Annotated in this window: 19 protein-coding genes; 9 read left to right on the forward strand and 10 right to left on the reverse strand. The window is 59.7% G+C overall.

Annotated features, from left to right (window positions below; translation table 11 throughout):
- The first annotated feature begins 73 nt into the window (after positions 1-73).
- From rplS to PMI09_RS13250, 6 genes are all read left to right on the forward strand, one after another.
- Complete coding sequence (gene rplS, locus PMI09_RS13225) at positions 74-610, forward strand: 50S ribosomal protein L19 (RefSeq protein WP_007794379.1); 537 nt, start codon at positions 74-76, stop codon at positions 608-610.
- A 217-nt stretch (positions 611-827) separates the two neighbouring features.
- The gene (locus PMI09_RS13230; RefSeq protein WP_007794381.1) at positions 828-1,700 is read left to right on the forward strand and encodes an aldo/keto reductase family oxidoreductase; all 873 of its coding nucleotides are present in this window, start codon (positions 828-830) and stop codon (positions 1,698-1,700) included.
- Positions 1,701-1,897: 197 nt separating this feature from the next.
- A complete protein-coding gene (locus tag PMI09_RS13235; RefSeq protein ID WP_007794384.1) occupies positions 1,898-2,695 on the forward strand; it encodes a transporter substrate-binding domain-containing protein in 798 nt (265 codons plus the stop codon).
- Positions 2,696-2,717: 22 nt separating this feature from the next.
- Complete coding sequence (locus tag PMI09_RS13240; RefSeq protein WP_007794386.1) at positions 2,718-3,539, forward strand: amino acid ABC transporter permease; 822 nt, start codon at positions 2,718-2,720, stop codon at positions 3,537-3,539.
- Positions 3,540-3,781: 242 nt separating this feature from the next.
- Positions 3,782-5,191 carry a 3-isopropylmalate dehydratase large subunit gene (leuC, locus tag PMI09_RS13245; RefSeq protein ID WP_007794390.1) on the forward strand — a complete coding sequence of 470 codons (1,410 nt, stop codon included), beginning with the start codon at positions 3,782-3,784 and terminating at the stop codon, positions 5,189-5,191.
- Between the two features lie 111 nt (positions 5,192-5,302).
- Positions 5,303-5,839: a SixA phosphatase family protein gene (locus PMI09_RS13250; protein WP_007794392.1), complete on the forward strand. Its 537-nt coding sequence runs from the start codon at positions 5,303-5,305 to the stop codon at positions 5,837-5,839.
- Between the two features lie 55 nt (positions 5,840-5,894).
- Here the strand turns inward: PMI09_RS13250 and PMI09_RS13255 are convergent, their stop codons facing one another.
- Together PMI09_RS13255 and PMI09_RS13260 are read right to left on the reverse strand one after the other, a co-directional pair.
- Entirely contained in the window at positions 5,895-6,725 is an 831-nt protein-coding gene (locus tag PMI09_RS13255; RefSeq protein ID WP_007794394.1) for an aldo/keto reductase, read from the reverse strand.
- A gap of 141 nt (positions 6,726-6,866) precedes the next feature.
- Positions 6,867-7,415 carry a L,D-transpeptidase family protein gene (locus PMI09_RS13260; protein WP_037082997.1) on the reverse strand — a complete coding sequence of 183 codons (549 nt, stop codon included), beginning with the start codon at positions 7,413-7,415 and terminating at the stop codon, positions 6,867-6,869.
- Positions 7,416-7,559: 144 nt separating this feature from the next.
- Here PMI09_RS13260 and PMI09_RS13265 point away from each other — a divergent pair, with 144 nt between their 5' ends.
- Both PMI09_RS13265 and PMI09_RS13270 read left to right on the forward strand, forming a co-directional pair.
- Positions 7,560-8,243, forward strand: a complete 684-nt coding sequence (locus tag PMI09_RS13265; protein WP_007794400.1) for a response regulator transcription factor — start codon at positions 7,560-7,562, stop codon at positions 8,241-8,243.
- Position 8,244: 1 nt separating this feature from the next.
- The gene (locus PMI09_RS13270) at positions 8,245-8,700 is read left to right on the forward strand and encodes a cyclic nucleotide-binding domain-containing protein (RefSeq protein WP_007794404.1); all 456 of its coding nucleotides are present in this window, start codon (positions 8,245-8,247) and stop codon (positions 8,698-8,700) included.
- 4 nt (positions 8,701-8,704) lie between these two features.
- Here PMI09_RS13270 and xth read toward each other — a convergent pair whose 3' ends face one another.
- The 6 genes from xth to tesB all read right to left on the reverse strand — a co-directional run bounded on the left by xth (position 8,705) and on the right by tesB (position 16,248).
- Positions 8,705-9,508 (reverse strand): exodeoxyribonuclease III, encoded by an 804-nt coding sequence (xth, locus tag PMI09_RS13275; protein ID WP_007794408.1) that lies wholly within the window; start codon positions 9,506-9,508, stop codon positions 8,705-8,707.
- A 119-nt stretch (positions 9,509-9,627) separates the two neighbouring features.
- A complete protein-coding gene (locus PMI09_RS13280) occupies positions 9,628-10,299 on the reverse strand; it encodes an outer membrane lipoprotein carrier protein LolA (protein ID WP_007794412.1) in 672 nt (223 codons plus the stop codon).
- A gap of 135 nt (positions 10,300-10,434) precedes the next feature.
- Positions 10,435-13,098, reverse strand: coding sequence for an FtsK/SpoIIIE family DNA translocase (locus PMI09_RS13285; RefSeq protein WP_007794417.1), 2,664 nt, complete (start codon positions 13,096-13,098; stop codon positions 10,435-10,437).
- 241 nt (positions 13,099-13,339) lie between these two features.
- Positions 13,340-14,773 (reverse strand): ammonium transporter, encoded by a 1,434-nt coding sequence (locus PMI09_RS13290; RefSeq protein WP_007794419.1) that lies wholly within the window; start codon positions 14,771-14,773, stop codon positions 13,340-13,342.
- A gap of 28 nt (positions 14,774-14,801) precedes the next feature.
- Positions 14,802-15,152 carry a P-II family nitrogen regulator gene (locus PMI09_RS13295; protein WP_007794422.1) on the reverse strand — a complete coding sequence of 117 codons (351 nt, stop codon included), beginning with the start codon at positions 15,150-15,152 and terminating at the stop codon, positions 14,802-14,804.
- Between the two features lie 211 nt (positions 15,153-15,363).
- Complete coding sequence (tesB, locus tag PMI09_RS13300) at positions 15,364-16,248, reverse strand: acyl-CoA thioesterase II (RefSeq protein WP_007794423.1); 885 nt, start codon at positions 16,246-16,248, stop codon at positions 15,364-15,366.
- Between the two features lie 53 nt (positions 16,249-16,301).
- On the opposite strand from tesB, the gene PMI09_RS13305 reads away from it, so the two are divergent.
- The gene (locus PMI09_RS13305) at positions 16,302-17,549 is read left to right on the forward strand and encodes a ubiquinone biosynthesis hydroxylase (protein WP_274533079.1); all 1,248 of its coding nucleotides are present in this window, start codon (positions 16,302-16,304) and stop codon (positions 17,547-17,549) included.
- On the opposite strand, the gene PMI09_RS13310 is transcribed toward PMI09_RS13305, so the two are convergent.
- Entirely contained in the window at positions 17,550-17,738 is a 189-nt protein-coding gene (locus tag PMI09_RS13310) for a Trm112 family protein (RefSeq protein WP_007794429.1), read from the reverse strand.
- 9 nt (positions 17,739-17,747) lie between these two features.
- Positions 17,748-18,416: an LON peptidase substrate-binding domain-containing protein gene (locus tag PMI09_RS13315; protein ID WP_007794432.1), complete on the reverse strand. Its 669-nt coding sequence runs from the start codon at positions 18,414-18,416 to the stop codon at positions 17,748-17,750.
- Positions 18,417-18,428 lie beyond the last annotated feature (12 nt).

The following is an 18,428-nucleotide window of genomic DNA, read 5'->3' on the forward strand; positions in this document are numbered from 1 at the left end:
AAATATCTGCGGCTCGACCAAGGATAGATCGTTCAGAGCGCTCTGGCTGTTGAACCAACAAAGAGGTTGAGTCATGAACATCATTCAGCAGCTTGAGGCCGAACAGGTCGCCAAGATCGAAGCCCAGCGCACGCTTCCGGAATTCTCCCCGGGCGATACCCTTCGCGTCAACGTTCGCGTCAAGGAAGGTAATCGTACCCGCGTACAGGCCTACGAAGGCGTTTGCATCGCTCGCTCCGGCGGCGGCTTGCAGGAGAACTTCACTGTTCGCAAGATCTCCTACGGCGAAGGCGTCGAGCGCGTATTCCCGGTCTACTCCCCGGCTATCGAAAGCGTAGAAGTCGTTCGCCGCGGTAAGGTCCGTCGCGCGAAGCTCTACTACCTGCGCGACCGTCGCGGCAAGTCGGCTCGTATCGTCGAGAACACCGGCACCCGCGCCCGCAAGCTGAACGACGCCGAGCGTCAGGCCGTTGCCGAGGAAAAGGCACGTCTGGAAGCCGAAAAGGTTGCAGCAGCTCAGGCGCTCGCAGCCGAAAAGGCAGCTCAGGAAGCCGCCGAAGCCAAGGCAGCAGCAGAAGCTGCCGCAGCGGCTGAGCCGGCAGCAGAATAAGTTTCAATCCTTAGCGATTGTCGGAAAAGGCGGCTTCTGGGCCGCCTTTTTTTGTTGCGCGCAATAGAGCGCCACTGCACTCCGACAGCGTCCCGGGCGATCTCCGGTCCTTTACGAGCCATTGTCCGAAAATTCCGAACAGCCCGTGCGGAATGTATGCCGTTATCGCCGGAGCGAACCTGCTCTATTTCTACCCCGTCTTTAAACGGAGTAGACCATGTCCAACCTTGAAAAATCGGGCACATTCACACTCGGCGACCGCACGGTGACGCGGCTCGGTTACGGTGCCATGCAGCTTGCTGGCAAGGGCGTCTTCGGGCCACCGAAGGACCGCGCCGAATCGATAGCTGTGCTGCGCGAAGCGGTCGAAAGCGGCGTCAACCATATCGACACCAGCGATTTCTACGGTCCGCACATCACCAACCAGATCATTAGGGAGGCGCTGCACCCTTATAAGAGTGATCTTGTGATCGTCACGAAGATTGGAGCAACGCGTGGCCTAGACGCGTCGTGGAATCCGGCCTTCACAAAAGAAGCACTGACGCAGGCGATCCATGACAACCTTGAGAATCTCGGCCTTGACGTGATCGATGTGGTCAATCTACGAGCCATATTCGATGTCCATGGCCCTGCCGAAGGATCTCTAGAAGAACCGTTGACCGTCCTCGCCGATCTTCAGCGCCAGGGTCTCATCAAACACATTGGCCTCTCCAATGTCACCGCCAAGCAAATCGCGGACGGGCGAAGGATTACCGAGATCGTCTGCGTTCAAAACCAGTATAACCTTGCGCTTCGCGGGGATGACGCGCTGATCGAACAGCTTGCGGTGGAAGGGACTGCCTACGTGCCGTTCTTTCCGCTTGGCGGCTTCACGCCATTGCAGTCGTCCACGCTATCTGATGTTGCGGCGGAGCTCGACGCAACACCGATGCAGGTAGCTCTTGCTTGGCTCCTGCAGCACGCGCCAAACATCCTGCTGATCCCCGGCACCTCATCACGTACCCACCTCAGAGAGAACCTCGCGGTTGCCGATATCGCCTTGCCGGACGACGCCATCGAGAAACTCGACGGCATTGCAACGACTGGCTAACCTCTTGGACCTGGACCAGACGGAATGTTCTCCGGGTACTGGCAGTGACATTTGCGACCTATCCCGCAAAAATCTTTGCATGGAAAGGCGGTCTTTGGGCCGCCTTTTCTGTTTTTGGGTGAGCGCATGCGGCAATGCTCTTGCCATTCGCTTCGCAACTATGACAGGTTTCGCGGGCTATTTCGGGGAGATATTTAATGCCGTTCCGCCGCACCGTCCTTGCAGGACTGACCGCTTTGATCCTGTCGCCGCTGGCGACGTTGGCCGCCGACCTTCCGGACCTCAAGGGCAAGTCGGTCGTCGTCGTTACTGAAAATGCCTATCCGCCGCTGCAGTTCGTCGACCCGAAGTCGGGCAAGGCCATCGGCTGGGAGTATGATGCAATGAACGAGATCGCCAAGCGGCTGAATTTCAAGGTCGAGTACCAGAATACCAGCTGGGACGCGATGATCCAGGCCGTGTCGGACAACCAGTACAACATTGGCATGACCGGCATCACCATCAAGGATGATCGCAAGGCCAAGGTGGATTTCTCCGATCCCTACATGCGCTCGCAGCAGTTCATGCTGGTGCGCGGCGACGAAAGCCGCTTCACCGACGCCAAGACCTTCGGTGCCTTCAATGACGGCCTCGTCGGCGCCCAGCCGGGCACGTCGCCCTTTTATACGGCTGTCTATGAAATCCTCGATGGCAACGAACAGAACCCGCGCGTCAAGCTCTTCGAAACCTTCGGCGCCACCGTTCAGGCCCTCAAGGCCGGCGATGTCGACGTCGTGCTGACCGACAGCGTCGCGGCCAAGGGCTATGTCGATGCCTCTAACGGCGGCCTGAAGGTCATCGGCGGCCCGCTCGGCACCGAAGACTTTGGCTTCATCTTCCCGAAGGGCTCCGATCTCGTCGGCCCGGTGAATGCCGCGATCGCAAGCCTGAAGGCCGACGGCACCTTCGACGCGCTGAACAAGAAGTGGTTCCTCGACTACAAGATGGGCGAATGATCCTGTCTTCGGTTAACGCGTAATGGCTCCTCAGCCAGCCCCAAGCGGGCATAGTAAGGGCGACTACCCCTGGTGGCTGGTCGCCCTTGTCGCGATCGGCATCGTCCTTGCCGTCGTCATCATCACCAACGACATCTATGCGCAGGTCTTCCGCACTGTCTTCAACGGCGTCGGCGTCACCATTTTCGTAACGCTGGTGGGATTTGCGCTGGCGACCATTCTCGGCCTCGGCATCGCGCTGCTCGGGCTCTCCGACAGCATTGCGCTCCGCCAGATCTCGCGCTTCTACATCGAGGTCATCCGCGGCGTGCCGATGCTGGTGCTGCTGTTCTATGTCGCCTTTGTCGGCGCCCCCGGCATCGTCGCCGCCTACAACTTCCTGACCCGCCCGCTGGTCCAGGCCGGCTTGAGCGAACCGGTGATGGTGCGCGACTTCTCGCTGATGTGGCGAGCGATCATCGCGCTGATGATCGGCTACTCCTCCTTCATCGCCGAAGTCTTCCGCGCCGGCATCCAGTCGGTCGACCACGGCCAGATCGAGGCCGCCAAGGCGCTCGGTCTGTCGCGCTATCATCGCTTCCGCTTCGTCGTCTTCCCGCAGGCGATCAAGGTGATCTTTCCGCCGCTGTCGAACGATTTCGTCGCCATGGTCAAGGACAGTTCGCTGGTCTCGGTGCTCGGCGTCTCGGACATCACGCAGATGGGCAAGATCTACGCCTCCGGCTCGTTTCGCTTCTTTGAAACCTATTCGATCGTCACCTATATCTACCTCATCCTGACAATCGGTTTGTCGCTTGCGTTGAGGCAAGTGGAGAAGCGGATGCGCGGGAAGGACCGGCGCTAGAGTCCGAATGATTCGAATTGCCGCCGTCGCGAAAAATTGGTATGTGACAGCGCATGGAATCCAAGTTCAGTTGCATTGGGGCGCATATTTTCGTGCTGCAGGATCATTACCGCCTGCCGGCACGCTTCTTTGCGGCCGTTTCCGGTGCACTCAACAGCCGACTTCGTTGATCGAACGACGGCCTGGCGATCACCGCCACCAGCTCCATTTCTCCATATGCATCCAAGAACGGACCTACCGCCATGAGCGCACCGCGTACCCTTTACGATAAGATCTGGGACGACCACCTGGTCGATCAGCAGGACGACGGCACCTGTCTTCTCTACATCGACCGCCACCTGGTCCATGAAGTCACTTCGCCGCAGGCTTTCGAAGGCCTGCGCATGACCGGCCGCAAAGTCCGCGCGCCTGAGAAGACGTTGGCTGTCGTCGACCACAACGTCCCGACCTCGCCCGATCGTCATCTCGGCATCAAGAACGAGGAGAGCCGTATCCAGGTCGAGCAGCTCGCCATCAACGCTGCCGAGTTCAATGTCGAGTACTACTCGGAGAACGACAAGCGTCAGGGCATCGTCCACATCATCGGACCGGAGCAGGGCTTCACGCTGCCTGGCATGACGATCGTCTGCGGCGACAGCCACACCTCGACGCACGGTGCCTTCGGCTCACTCGCCCATGGCATCGGCACGTCTGAGGTCGAGCACGTGCTCGCGACCCAGACGCTGATCCAGAAGAAGGCAAAGAACATGCTGGTGCAGGTCGACGGCGTGCTGCCGGCTGGCGTCACCGCCAAGGATATCGTGCTCGCCATCATCGGCGAAATCGGCACCGCCGGCGGCACCGGCTACGTTATCGAGTATGCCGGCGAAGCCATTCGCGCGCTGTCGATGGAAGGCCGGATGACGATCTGCAACATGTCGATCGAAGGCGGCGCCCGCGCCGGCCTGATCGCGCCTGATGATACCACCTTCGAATACATCAAGGGCAAGCCGCGTGCGCCGAAAGGCGACGCGCTGGAACAGGCAATCGCTTACTGGAAGACCCTGAAGTCGGATGAGGGCGCGCATTTCGACCGCGTTGTGAAGCTCAACGCCGCCGAACTGCCCCCGATCGTGTCCTGGGGCTCCTCTCCGGAGGACGTCATCTCCGTTCAGGGCGTCGTTCCGAACCCGGACGAAATCCCGGAAGAGACGAAGCGCGCCTCCAAGTGGCGGGCGCTTGACTACATGGGCCTGAAGCCCGGCACCCCGATCACCGAGATCAACATCGACCGCGTCTTCATCGGTTCCTGCACCAACGGCCGTATCGAGGACCTGCGCGCCGTAGCCAAGGTCGTCGAAGGCAAGACCGTTGCCTCGACCGTCAATGCCATGATCGTTCCGGGCTCCGGCCTGGTGAAGGAGCAGGCAGAGCAGGAAGGCCTCGACAAGATCTTCAAGGCCGCTGGCTTCGACTGGCGCGAGCCTGGCTGCTCCATGTGCCTTGCCATGAACGACGACCGTCTGAAGCCCGGCGAACGTTGCGCCTCGACCTCGAACCGCAACTTCGAAGGCCGCCAGGGCTTCAAGGGCCGCACGCACTTGGTCTCTCCAGCGATGGCTGCCGCTGCCGCGATCGCCGGCCATTTCGTCGATATTCGCGAGTGGAACTAAGACAGGAAAGCCTCCCTTCGGAAACGAGGGGAGGCTATCTCAGCAGACACCGGACGCATTCGGTGAGACAATAGCGGCGTTCGAACCCTGAACACCTTTCGGATGGGCAACATGAACGCCGCAAAGTCGACCGCCAAACGGCGCCTCCTCCTTCTTCGTCACGCCAAATCCGCATGGCCGGCAGACGTTGCCGACCACGACCGTCCGCTTGCAGGTCGCGGAGAGAAGGCAGCCCCGCTGATGGGGCGCTATCTTGCCCGTGAAAGGCTTACTCCTGATCTTGTACTGGTGTCATCAGCTCGCCGCACCCAACAGACTTGGGAGCTCATCGCCAAAAAGCTTCCATCCTCAATTGCAAAGCAGGATACCGTAGACTTGTACGAAGCCTCCGCGGCCAAAATCGCTACGGTCATAAAGTCGATCGATCCATCGGTTCGGACGCTTATGCTGATAGGGCACAATCCTGGCTTTCAGGATCTTGCTGATGGCCTGATCGGCGCTGGCGATCCGGAGGCATGTTCTGGCATCAGGCAGAAATTCCCGACGGCCGCCCTTGCGGTGATCGACTTCGATGCCGATCGCTGGAAACAGCTGAAGCCAAAAAGCGGCACGCTGGAACGGTTCGTCACGCCGCGCTCGCTCGCCTAAGCGAAAGCTGCGTCTCCCTCCTCTGACATGGAGAGAAGGGAGAGCAAAGTTTAGATCAAAAGTTAGCGGTGTAGGGATCAGGCCCCATGCGGGCGCTCTTGTCGTCGAGCGTGGCAATCGCCGCCATGTCGGCCGCATCGAGCTTGAAATCGAATACCTTGAAATTCTCCTCGATCCGCGATGGCGTCACCGACTTCGGAATGACGACGAGGCCGCCATCGATATGCCAGCGGATGATGACCTGCGCAGGCGTCTTTCCGTGCTTCTTGGCGATCTCGCCAATCGTTGCATCGGCAACCAACTTGCCCTGACCGAGCGGGCTCCAGGATTCGGTGACGATGTTCAGCTTCTTGTGTGCTTCCTGCGCCGCCTTCTGCTGGAAATCCGGATGCAGCTCGATCTGGTTGATAACAGGAACGACGCCTGTGTCGCCGATGATCTGCTCCAGATGATCGGGATAGAAGTTCGAAACACCGATGGAACGGGCGCGGCCTTCTTCCCTGATCTTCACGAAGGCCTTCCAGGTTTCGCGATACAGCCCGCGGTGCGGCGATGGCCAGTGGATGAGGTAGAGATCGACATAATCCGTACCGAGCTTCTTCAGGCTGCCCTCGAACGCGCGCATGGTCGCGTCGTAGCCCTGGTCTGTGTTGCGGAGCTTGGTGGTAACGAAAATGTCCTTGCGATCTAGGCCGGACGAGCGGATGCCCTCGCCGACGCCTTCCTCGTTGTCGTAGCCGGAAGCCGTATCGATGTGACGATAGCCGGCGGCAATGGCCGTGCGGACCGTCGGTGCTGCAATCTCCTGGGGTGTCTGCCACACGCCGAGACCGACCTGGGGAATGGAATGTCCGTCATGGAAAGTGATGATGGGTTGTTGTGCCACAATATATCTCCGGAAGTTTGAAGAATTGGACGGGGCGTAGTTGAACCCGCAGCCTTTGCGGACTTCCCTGCGCGCGTTTCAGCCCTTGCGCCGGTCGAAAAGGCATATAGGTCAGCTCGGCTGGTTTATCACCCCCGCACATCAAAGAACGCGTACGGTCGTGCCCTTGCGCATGAAGGGAAGAAGACGCCGCATATCGCGCGGATGAACGGCCACGCATCCCGCGGTCGGCTCGTAGCCCGGTTTGATCAAATGGAAGAAGATGGCCGAACCGCGATTCCGCGCGCGCGAAGTGATGTTCCAGTCCATGACGAGACAGACATCGTACAGCCCGTCCTTGCGCATCATTTCCTCGTGGCTCGGTCGAAACGGCGCTTTGACGAGCCTATTGTAATTCGCATTCTCGGGCTGGTCACACCAGAGCATTTCCTCGCTGATGCGACGAATCGCGAGCGGCGTCTCAAGGCGCACGGGCCGCTCACCGCGGCGGAAGCCGGAAAGCAGCTTCATCGAGGCTATGGGGGTGGCACCATCTCCCTCGCGCTTGAGAACCGTTCGGCCTGAACGACCGATTGCGGCGGGCACCGTAATCGTGCCGAGCTGGACCAGAGCCCGACTTTTTTTGCCCGGTGCAGGACGAACGAGAAGGGTCATCGACTTTATCCGCCTCGAGCGCCTTGTTTTCTCCATTTTTCTCACATGTGTTGGCCATTGCTAGGATCGCGATTGAAATCACATAGCATCGTATACGACAACAGCTTGGTCGCCCGATCTTTGCCAATGGTGGAAAATTGGCGTAGGACTAACGGGACCGAAGGCGAGGGATAGAGCCGCATGACCGCACGCACCATTCTCTTGGTGGATGATGATGACGACCTCCGGGAGACGCTCACGGAGCAGCTTTCTCTCTACGACGAGTTCACGGTCCTTCAGGAAATGACGGCGGCCAAGGGTGTCGAGCGCGCGCGATCTACGCCGATCGATCTGCTGATCATGGATGTGGGCCTGCCCGATATGGACGGCCGCGAGGCTGTGAAGCTGCTGCGCAAGGGCGGACTAAAAGCCCCGATCATCATGCTGACCGGCCATGACACGGATTCCGATACGATCCTTGGCCTGGAAGCAGGTGCCAACGACTACGTGACCAAGCCCTTCCGCTTTGCAGTTCTGCTTGCGCGCATCCGCGTTCAGCTGCGCCAGCACGAGCAGAGCGAGGACGCCACCTTCAATGTCGGCCCCTACGTCTTCAAGCCGAGCCAGAAGCTCCTTACCATGGACAGCGGCCAAAAGATCCGCCTGACCGAAAAGGAAGCGGCGATCATTCGCTATCTCTACCGCGCTGAGCAGAGGGTCGTCACCCGCGACGTGCTGCTGGAAGAGGTATGGGGTTACAATTCCGGCGTGACGACGCATACGCTGGAAACCCATGTCTATCGTCTGCGCCAGAAGATCGAACGCGATCCCTCCAATGCCGAAATTCTGGTGACGGAAAACGGCGGCTACAAGATCATACCGTAAGATGGCACTAAACGATGACATTCGACTGTTGTCGCAGCTGCCGCTGTTCCACGGCATGTCCGAGGATCAGCTGCGGCTGATCGCCTTTGGTGCGGATCGACGCGTCATTTCAGCCGGCCAGATGCTCTTTCGTGAAGGCTCGCCGGCGGAAAGCGCCTATGTCATCCTCAGTGGGGGCGTGGAGCTCAGCCGGACCGGCCGCGATGGTCAGCCCGAAATCCAGAGCACGGTCGGACCCGGCACGCTTCTATCCGAACTTGCGCTGATCACCCTGGTCGAGCGCAAGTTTACCGCTGTTGCGACGGAAGACACCAGCATCATCCGTATCACCCGCTCGCTCTTCCATCGGCTGATCGAGGAATATCCGGATGCTGCCCGGCTGATCGAGAGCCGCATCCGCGACAACATCGCCGAACTCGCGGCCAAAGCCGCGGCCCAACTGCACCGCTTCGCCTGACAGATCAGAGATCGAAATGCGCCGTGACCGGTACATGGTCGGACGGCCGTTCCCAGCCGCGTGCTTCCTTCAGGATATCGATGCGCTGCAGGTGCGGTCCAAGGTCCTTTGAGCTCCAGATATGGTCAAGGCGGCGGCCACGATCGGCCGCTTCCCAGTCCTTGGCGCGATAGCTCCACCATGTATAGAGCTTTTCGTTTTCCGGGATGTGCTGCCGCATCAAGTCGAGCCAGGCGCCACGTTGCATCACCTCGAGAAGACCTTCGGTCTCCACAGGCGTGTGGCTGACAATCTTGAGCAGCTGCTTGTGTGACCAGACGTCGTGCTCGAGGGGGGCGATGTTAAGGTCGCCGACAAGGATTGCCGAGGTGTTCGCCTCGCCATTTGCCTTGAGTTGTTTCATTTCCTCGACGAAATCAAGCTTGTGCCCGAACTTCGGATTGATCGTCCGATCCGGTTCGTCGCCGCCGGCTGGTACGTAGAAATTATGCAGGCGAATGCGCCGGCCACCGCGCTCGAAGACGGCCGAGATGTGTCGCGCGTCGCCGACGTTGCAGTAGTCCTGGCGGTGGTCCTCGACCAGTGGAAAGCGCGAGGCGATGGCAACGCCATGATAGCCCTTCTGGCCATGGATGATGATGTGTTCGTAGCCCATCGCGCGCAGCGGCGAGGCAGGAAACAGGTCATTCGGAACCTTGGTTTCCTGGAGGCAGAGGATGTCAGGCTTGTGCTTGAGGACGAATTGCTCGACGATCGGCATGCGCAGCCGCAGAGAATTGATATTCCAAGTAGTGACCGAGAAGCCCATTCGATTGCCTTTCAAAACCAGATGAACTGGCTTTAGAGCATAGGCTGCGTCGATGGAACGGATGCGCAAAGAAAAACGCCCCGCGGAATGGCAGGGCGTTTCGTCTGTAAACAACAAGATTAGTCGCGGTAAGCGGCCGTTCCCGGGATCACTTCGTACGGCACCCTGAACACCTTGTCGTCGAACTGGACGCCGGTCTTGACGTTGAAGACCATTACCGACGTATCCTTGCCCTGGTTGTCGGTGATCGTCCACTGGCGAAGATCATAGGTCTTCGGATCGAACATCATCGTAATCGTCGAGTTACCGAAAACCGTGTTGTTGCCGAGGGCGATCGTCGTCAGGTCGGACTCCTGCTTGACGCTCTTCACCGAACCGGCCGACAAATCGATACGCTGCGCCAACAACAGGCTGAGCGGCGTCTTGGAGAGCGGATAGAGATCCCAGGTCTTGAGCTTCATGTTTCCGACAGCGACGTTCTTCCCGTCCGCAATGACACGGATCGGTGACGGGTTGTCATAGTTGAAGCGCAGCTTGCCGGGGCGCTGGATGTAGAACTTCCCACCCGTCTGCTCGCCGCGCGGGCCGAATTGAACGAATTCGCCCTGCATCGTGCCGACACTCGAGAAGTGGTCCGCGATCGCCTGTGCTGTAGCGTTGTTGGAAGCAGCGGATGCCGCCTGGGCATAGGCAGCAATTGGAATTGCAGATGCCGCAGCGACCGCCAGCGTACCCAAAAGATGGCGCCGGGTCAGCGAGATGCGGTCCATGATGGAATCGGAGTTGTTCATCTATGTCTCCTTTATGCAATTTGAATGCTGCGGAAACGCGGCGCCTTCATGGCGTAGTTCGCAGACCTGCATAAACTAACGGTTTCGAGGCAATCAGGTTTCCGTGAAGCCGGCGTCATTCAATTACTGCCGGCTTCAGCGGTCGAGAATATCGCCTTCGGTCGGAACCAGAATCTCGCGTTTTCCAGCATGATTGGCGGGACCGATGATGCCTTCCTGCTCCATCCGCTCGATCAGTGATGCGGCGCGGTTGTACCCAATGCCAAGTCTGCGCTGAATATACGACGTTGACGCCTTTCCGTCACGCAGAACAATCGCGACGGCCTGATCGTAGGGATCGTCGGAATCGGAGAGATTGGACGTTCCGGCCGGACCGCCGCCGTAGTCGCCATCTTCGTCGTCATCAGCCGTGATGGCGTCGAGGTACTGCGGTGCACCTTGCGTCTTCAGATAGGAGACGATCTCTTCCACTTCCATATCGGCAACAAACGGGCCATGGACACGTTGGATGCGTCCGCCACCGGCCATATAGAGCATATCACCCATGCCGAGCAGTTGCTCCGCACCCTGTTCACCGAGAATGGTGCGGCTGTCGATCTTCGATGTTACTTGGAAGGAGATGCGCGTCGGGAAGTTCGCCTTGATGGTGCCGGTGATGACGTCGACGGACGGACGCTGCGTGGCCATGATGACATGGATGCCGGCCGCGCGCGCCATCTGCGCCAGGCGCTGCACCGCGCCTTCGATGTCCTTGCCGGCGACCATCATCAGGTCTGCCATCTCGTCGATGATGACGACGATGTAAGGCATCGGCTGCAGGTCGAATTCCTCCGTCTCGTACATCGCCTCGCCGGTATGGCGGTCGAAGCCCGTCTGCACGGTGCGCGAGATCACTTCACCCTTGGCAAGCGCCTGTTCGACGCGGCTGTTGAAGCCATCGATGTTGCGGACGCCGATCTTCGACATTTTCTTGTAGCGCTCTTCCATCTCGCGGACGGTCCACTTGAGCGCAACAACGGCCTTCTTGGGATCCGTCACCACAGGCGAGAGAAGATGCGGAATGCCGTCATAGACGGACAATTCCAGCATCTTCGGATCGATCATGATCAAACGGCACTGCTCGGGCGTCATACGGTAGAGCAGAGACAGGATCATGGTGTTGATGGCAACCGACTTACCGGAGCCGGTCGTACCAGCCACCAGCAGGTGCGGCATCTTCGCCAGATCCGCGATGACAGCCTCACCGCCAATGGTCTTTCCGAGCGCCATGGCGAGCTTCGCCTTCGAGCCTTCGAAGTCCCGCGATGCGATCAGTTCGCGCAGATAGACCGTTTCGCGCGTCGAATTCGGCAGCTCGATACCGATGGCGTTGCGGCCCGGCACGACGGCGACGCGGGCGGCGATCGCGCTCATCGAACGGGCAATGTCGTCGGCAAGGCCAATGACGCGGGACGACTTGATGCCGGGAGCAGGCTCCAGTTCATAAAGCGTCACGACGGGACCCGGACGAACATGGATGATCTCGCCCTTGACGCCGAAATCCTCGAGCACGCCTTCGAGCATCCGCGCATTCTGTTCCAGCGCATCAGCGGACAGCGTCGAATCCCGCACAACATTCTTCGGTTCGGCAAGCAGGTGCATCGACGGAAGCTGGAAGCCTTCGGGACGAATGAACGACCCCTGCTGCTCGCGTTCGACGCGGGCACCAGGCTTCGGCCGCGCCGCAGGCTGCACGACGCGCGGCTCCGGGCGCCCGCCAGTAGACTTGGCCGGCGCGCGTATCATCCAGTCGTCGTCATCAGGCAAGATATCGGCCGGCCGCGGCGGCATGTCGTCGAACGGCAGATCGACGTCCTCGTCGTCATCATTGAGCGAAATGGAGGGCGCAGAAACGACGCGACGCTGCGAAGCAGCGCGTGGGTCCATCGATGGCTCCATGCGTTCTCCGCGCCCGGTCGGCGTCTTGGCGCGAACCGGCTCGTTCAGCTTGCCGAACTCGTCATCATTGAAGTCGTAGGGCGACTCGAAATCCTCCTGCCGCCGCTTGCGCGGACCCATGCCGAGCAGGCGACGCATGCGCGCCTGGCTCATATACCAGGCGTGCGTCAGCGCACCGAAGGCAAGCCAGCCGCCGTCATCGTCGTCTTCGTCCTCGTCGCCCACCGAGCGCAGCTTGGAGCGCGTGTTTGCGTATTCCGCCTCAGCCTCGTCCTCTTCATCCTCGCTGCGACCGACGAGACCGGCGGCAAACAGCATCATCCACACCGTCGGGACAGCAAACACGCAGCCGACCGCGGTCGCAAATGCGCCGGTCGGATAGGCGCCAACAAACAGCGCCGGAAACCGCAGGATCATATCGCCGATGACGCCGCCGATGCCGTTGGGGATCGGCCAAGTGAGCGGCGGCGGAAAGCAACCGATGACGGCGGAGGAGAGCACGGAGCCGAGGCCCCATGCCGCAGCTCGCGCAGGAATACGACTGAAACGGCGGCCGGAGATCAATGCGAGAGCCCAAGCGACGACCGGCAGCAGCGCGACGACACTGGCAAGACCGAAGAACTGCATGGCGATGTCGGCGAAAGCGGCGCCGCCGTAGCCCAGAATATTGCTCGGTTCGTTCCCGGTCGCATAGGAATAGCTTGGGTCCGCGACGTTCCAGGTCGCGAGCGCTGCGACTGCCAATGCAAGCAGCAGGAAGATCGCGAAGCCAAAAAGCGTCTGCGCCTGCCGGAACATGAAACCCGAAAGGGAAAAACGGTCCGGCCGGCCATCCATTGCTGGCGATGTGCTTCTTGCCATGTGTGTACCCGTCCAATGCGTGAGAGCGTGCGAATCGCCAAGCGTCTGCGCTCAGTACCTTCGCCCCACCTAATCAGAGGACGGTTAAAGCGGTGTTAACCATGCCGTCCCCACATCTTGCACCGGAAAATAAAAAAGCCCGAACCTGTGGAGGTCCGGGCCAAGAGCGGTCTGTTCGGATGAATAGGCCGCGACGGGCTGTTCAGCGGCGCCTGCTTCCGCAGGCGCCGCAATGCCTTGATTACGAATGGTAGGCTGCTTCGCCGTGGGTTGCGAGGTCGAGACCTTCGCGCTCGGCTTCGACGGAGACGCGCAGACCGATGACGACATCGACGATCTTGTAGAGGATCGCGGAGCCGACGCCCGACCATACGATCGTCGTCAAAACTGCCTTCAGCTGAGCGAGAACCTGGGTTGCAGTACCCGGATAGCCCGCCGCGAAATCAGCCGTGGAATAGTCGACGATGCCCGCACCACCGAGCGCGGGGTTGACCAGGATACCGGTGCCGATAGCGCCGAGAATCCCGCCGATGCAGTGAACGCCGAAGACGTCGAGCGAGTCGTCGTAGTTGAACTTGTTCTTGACGACATCCACGAAGAAGTAGCAGACCGGCGAAACGATGAGGCCGAGAACGATCGAACCCATCGGCCCGGCGAACCCAGCTGCCGGGGTGACGGCAACGAGACCGGCGACGGCACCCGAAGCTGCACCGAGCATCGAAGCCTTGCCGCGTGCGAAGTTTTCAACGAGGCACCAGGATACAGCAGCGGCGGCCGTTGCGACGAAAGTGTTGATCATCGCGAGCGAAGCATAGGCGTTGGCTTCGAGGTTAGAGCCGGCGTTGAAGCCGAACCAGCCAACCCACAGAAGCGAAGCACCGACCATGGTGAGGGTCATGGAGTGCGGAGCCATGATTTCCTTCTTATAGCCCGTCCGCTTGCCGAGCATGATGGCGCCGATCAGACCGGCAATACCGGCATTGATGTGGACGACCGTGCCGCCGGCAAAGTCAAGCGCGCCGTAGGAGAAGATCAGACCCGACGGAGAGGTGTAGGAGCTCGGACCGCCCCAGAACCAGACCATGTGTGCCATCGGGAAGTAGACGAACGTGACCCAGAGGATGACGAAGAGCATGACAGCCGAGAACTTGATGCGCTCGGCAAAGGCGCCAACGATCAGGGCCGGCGTGATGCAGGCGAAAGTCATCTGGAAGCAGACGAAGGTCAGCTCTGGAATCGCAACGCCCTTCGTGAAGGTCTCGGACACGGTGGTCGTATCGACACCCGCGAGGAAGGCCTTCGAGAAGCCGCCGACGAAGCTGTTGAGCGAACCGCCATCGGTGAAGGCCAGCGAATAGCCGTAGGTAACCCAGATGATCATGACCACGGCCGTGATCATGAAGACCTGCATGAGAACCGAGAGCATGTTCTTGGCGCGAACGAGACCGCCGTAGAAGAGGGCAAGACCCGGGATCGTCATCAAGAGGACGAGAACCGTGGAAATCAGCATCCAGGTATTGTCACCCTTGTCGACCGTCATCGCAGGAGCGGCAGCGGCGGCAGCAGGCGCAGCCGTCGTGGCGGCATCCTGCGCGAAGGCAGCGATCGGCGCGAGCAGCGCAGCCGACGCAGCAGCAAGCCGCGTATATGTGGAAGAAAACTTCGAAATTGACATTGAAAGAGGCTCCCTTGCTCTGCCGCTCTTACAGCGCTTCTGTGTCGGTTTCGCCGGTACGGATGCGCACGGCATGGTCGATCGAATAGACGAAGATCTTGCCATCGCCGATCTGGCCGGTCTTGGCGGATGACGCGATAGCCTCAACGGCCTTGTCGACGAGTTCGGAGGCAACCGCGATCTCGATCTTGAGCTTCGGCAGGAAGCTGACCGCGTATTCGGTGCCGCGGTAAATCTCAGTATGCCCCTTCTGGCGCCCGTAGCCCTTCACTTCGGTCACGGTCAGGCCCTGAATGCCGATCGCCGTGAGGGCTTCGCGCACCTCATCCAGCTTGAACGGCTTGATAATGGCCATCACAATTTTCATCTGGTTTTCCATCCTTCGTTACCCTCGGCGCGGAGCCGACTCTCCTTGCCACTGACGTTCCCGAACAGCGACTGGGGATATACATTCAAAGGGCGTGCCAGATTCGAGACGGGAAACTAACTCATTGAAAAATAAAAGTTATATAAATTGACGCCAATAAACAGGCAAATGATTGCCCAATAATCGCTCAGAAAATATCCAAATGAATAAATATGCCTATAATTTATTCATTTGCCCTTTTGCGAATCAGTCCCTCCTGCGCCACAGACGCAATCAGGACACCGTCTCTCGTAAACAGACTACCGCGGGTCAAGCCCCTCGCGCCCGAGGCCGAGGGGCTGTCCTGCGTATAAAGAAGCCAATCGTCGAGTTTTGTGGGCCGATGGAACCACATGGAGTGATCGAGGCTGGCGACCTGGATCGTCTGGTTGAAGATCGACGTCCCATGCGGATGGAGCGAGGTATCGAGCAGGGTCATATCGGACAGATAGGCAAGAATGGCAGCCTGATAGTACCGATCGTCGGGAACCGGCCCTGTTGCCCGAACCCAGACATGCTGCACCGGATCAAGCTTCTTGTCCGAGAAATAGTGCGTGAGCGATATCGGCCGGATTTCGATCGGCCGTTCGCGCTCCCAGTATTTGCGAATCGGGGCCGGCGCGTTGGCGAGGAACTGCGCCGCAATCTGCTGTTCATCGAGCAGCTTCTCGGGAACAGGCACCTCAGGCATGGCGATCTGATGATCGAAGCCGGGTTCCTCGATCTGGAACGAACAAGATAGGGCGAAAATCGCCTTTCCATGTTGGATGGCCACGGCCCGGCGTGTATTGAAACTCGACCCATCGCGAATCCGCTCCACCTGATAGACGATCGGCACCGAAGGATCGCCGGGGCGCATGAAATAGGCGTGCAGCGAATGCACGGTTCGGTCGCGCTCCACCGTACGCTGTGCCGCCATCAACGCCTGGGCGATGACCTGACCGCCGAAAACACGCTGCCAGCCAACCTGCGGGCTGCGCCCGCGAAAGATGTCGACTTCGATCGATTCAAGATCCAGCGTGGAAAGCAGGGTCTCCATCGCAGTCGGTTTTTCGGTGTCACGCGTCATTTTGTATAGCTCCGGACGGTAGGAAGTGCGGCAGCGATGATCTATATAGATCAATACGATATTCACAAGAAACGGAGCGGAACTCCATGCGGGACATGCTGGTTGTAGGCGCGGGTTATGTCGGGCTTTCCGCGGCTGTGGCGGTCAAGCAGGCGGCGCCTCATCTCGACGTCGCCGTCGTTGAAGCAGCGCCGGCGGGCGTCTGGCAGAAGGACATGCGCGCCTCGGCCATTATCGCCGCCGCCACCAGAATGCTTGAGGTTTTCGGCATCTGGGACGAGATAGAGCCCGACGCGCAGCCGATCACCAAGATGATCGTTACCGATTCGAAGACAGCCGATCCCGTACGCCCGGTCTTCCTGACCTTTGATGGCGAAGTGGAGGATGGACGGCCTTTCGCGCACATGATTTCGAATGTCGCACTTGTTCGAGCACTTCGAGGGGCATGCGAACGGCTTGGCATCGAAATTCATCATGGCTTTGGCGCGACCGGGCTTTCCATTGCCGATACGCATGCAACGGTTACGGCCTCGGATGGCAGTGTGCAGGAAGCCCGGCTCGTCGTCGCCTGCGACGGCATCCGCTCACACCTGCGGGATCTGGCAGGCATCAAGACAGTCTCTTGGGACTACGGCCAGTCGGGGGTCGTCACGACGGTCGAGCATGAGCGTCCGCATCATGGATGTGCGGAAGAGCATTTCCTTCCGTCTGGACCTTTTGCCATCCTGCCGCTGAAAGGGAACCGCTCCTCGCTCGTCTGGACGGAGCCGACACCTGAAGCCAACCGTCTCGTCACATCCGACGATCTCATCTTTGACGAAGAGTTGGAGCGCCGCTTCGGTCACAAGCTCGGTACCTTGAGGGTTGTCGGCGAGAAGCGTGCCTTCCCGCTTGGGCTGACGCTTGCGCGGGCTTTCGTGGCGCCGCGCGTGGCGCTCGCCGGCGACGCTGCGCACGGCATTCACCCGATTTCGGGTCAGGGCCTGAACCTCGGCTTCAAGGATGTCGCCGCCCTCGCCGAAACCGTCGTCGAAGCCGACCGGCTTGGCCTTGATATCGGCTCGATCAACATTCTCGAGCGCTATCAGGCATGGCGCCGCTTCGACACCTTCCGCATGGGCGTCACTACGGACGTGCTGAACCGGCTCTTTTCGAACGACATGGCGCCGCTGCGCATCGCTCGCGATTTCGGTCTGGGTATCGTGGATCGCCTCCCCGGCCTCAAATCGTTCTTTATCGGACAGGCTGCCGGCACCACCGCCAGGGACAATCCCCGCCTGCTGGCAGGGCAGACAATTTAGTCAGTCGTCCAGCCCGCGCGCCTCTGAGACGAGCATGATCGGAATGCCATCACGGATCGGATAGGCGAGGCGCGCCTTCTCCGACACGAGTTCATTATGCTCCCTGTCATAGGTGAGCCGCCCTTTGGTCAGGGGGCATACCAGCAATTCCAGAAGCTTCGGGTCAACACGGCTTAGCTTTTCATCCATAAGATGATTCTACTGCAGAACCGTGTCCGAGTCACCGAAGACACGCGCCAGCACGATCTCTGTGATCGCGATCAGCGTTTCCGCCCGCGTTTTCAGATCGGGAGCCTCCAGGAGTGCCTGTTTCTCAGCCGGTCCGAACGGCGACATCATCGCCAGCGAATTGACGAGCGTCAGGTTACTGGCGCGCTCGACGCTTTCCCAATCCGCCTCGAGCTTGTTTGCGTCAAGATAAGCTTTGAAGGCGGCTAGAAGCGCGGCCCGATCAACCGCATCCTCCTCGTCGCGTGCGGAAAGATCGGCGATGAAGGGCGCGATGCGGAAGGTTCGGAAAGGATGATGCGTTTCCTTTTCCTCAAGCAGGCGGAAACGGCAGATGCCGGTGAGGGAAACGATGTAGCGACCATCACCCGTTTCGGCGAACGAGGTAATGCGCCCAAGGCAGCCAACCGGGGCCAGATGAGCCTCCCCCGGCCCTTCCTGGTCGCCCAGTGCGGGCTGGACCATCCCGATCAGTCGATTGCCTGACAAAGCGGCATCGAACATGGCAAGATAGCGCGGCTCGAAAATATTGAGGGGCAACTGCCCTGTCGGCAGCAGCAGAGCGCCGCCAAGCGGAAAGACCGCGATCGTATCAGGCAGATCACCGGGCTTCAAATATCGTGCATTCCCCACTTGCATAGAGACTGGTCC

This window comes from Rhizobium sp. CF122, assembly GCF_000282035.1.
Lineage (GTDB): Bacteria > Pseudomonadota > Alphaproteobacteria > Rhizobiales > Rhizobiaceae > Rhizobium.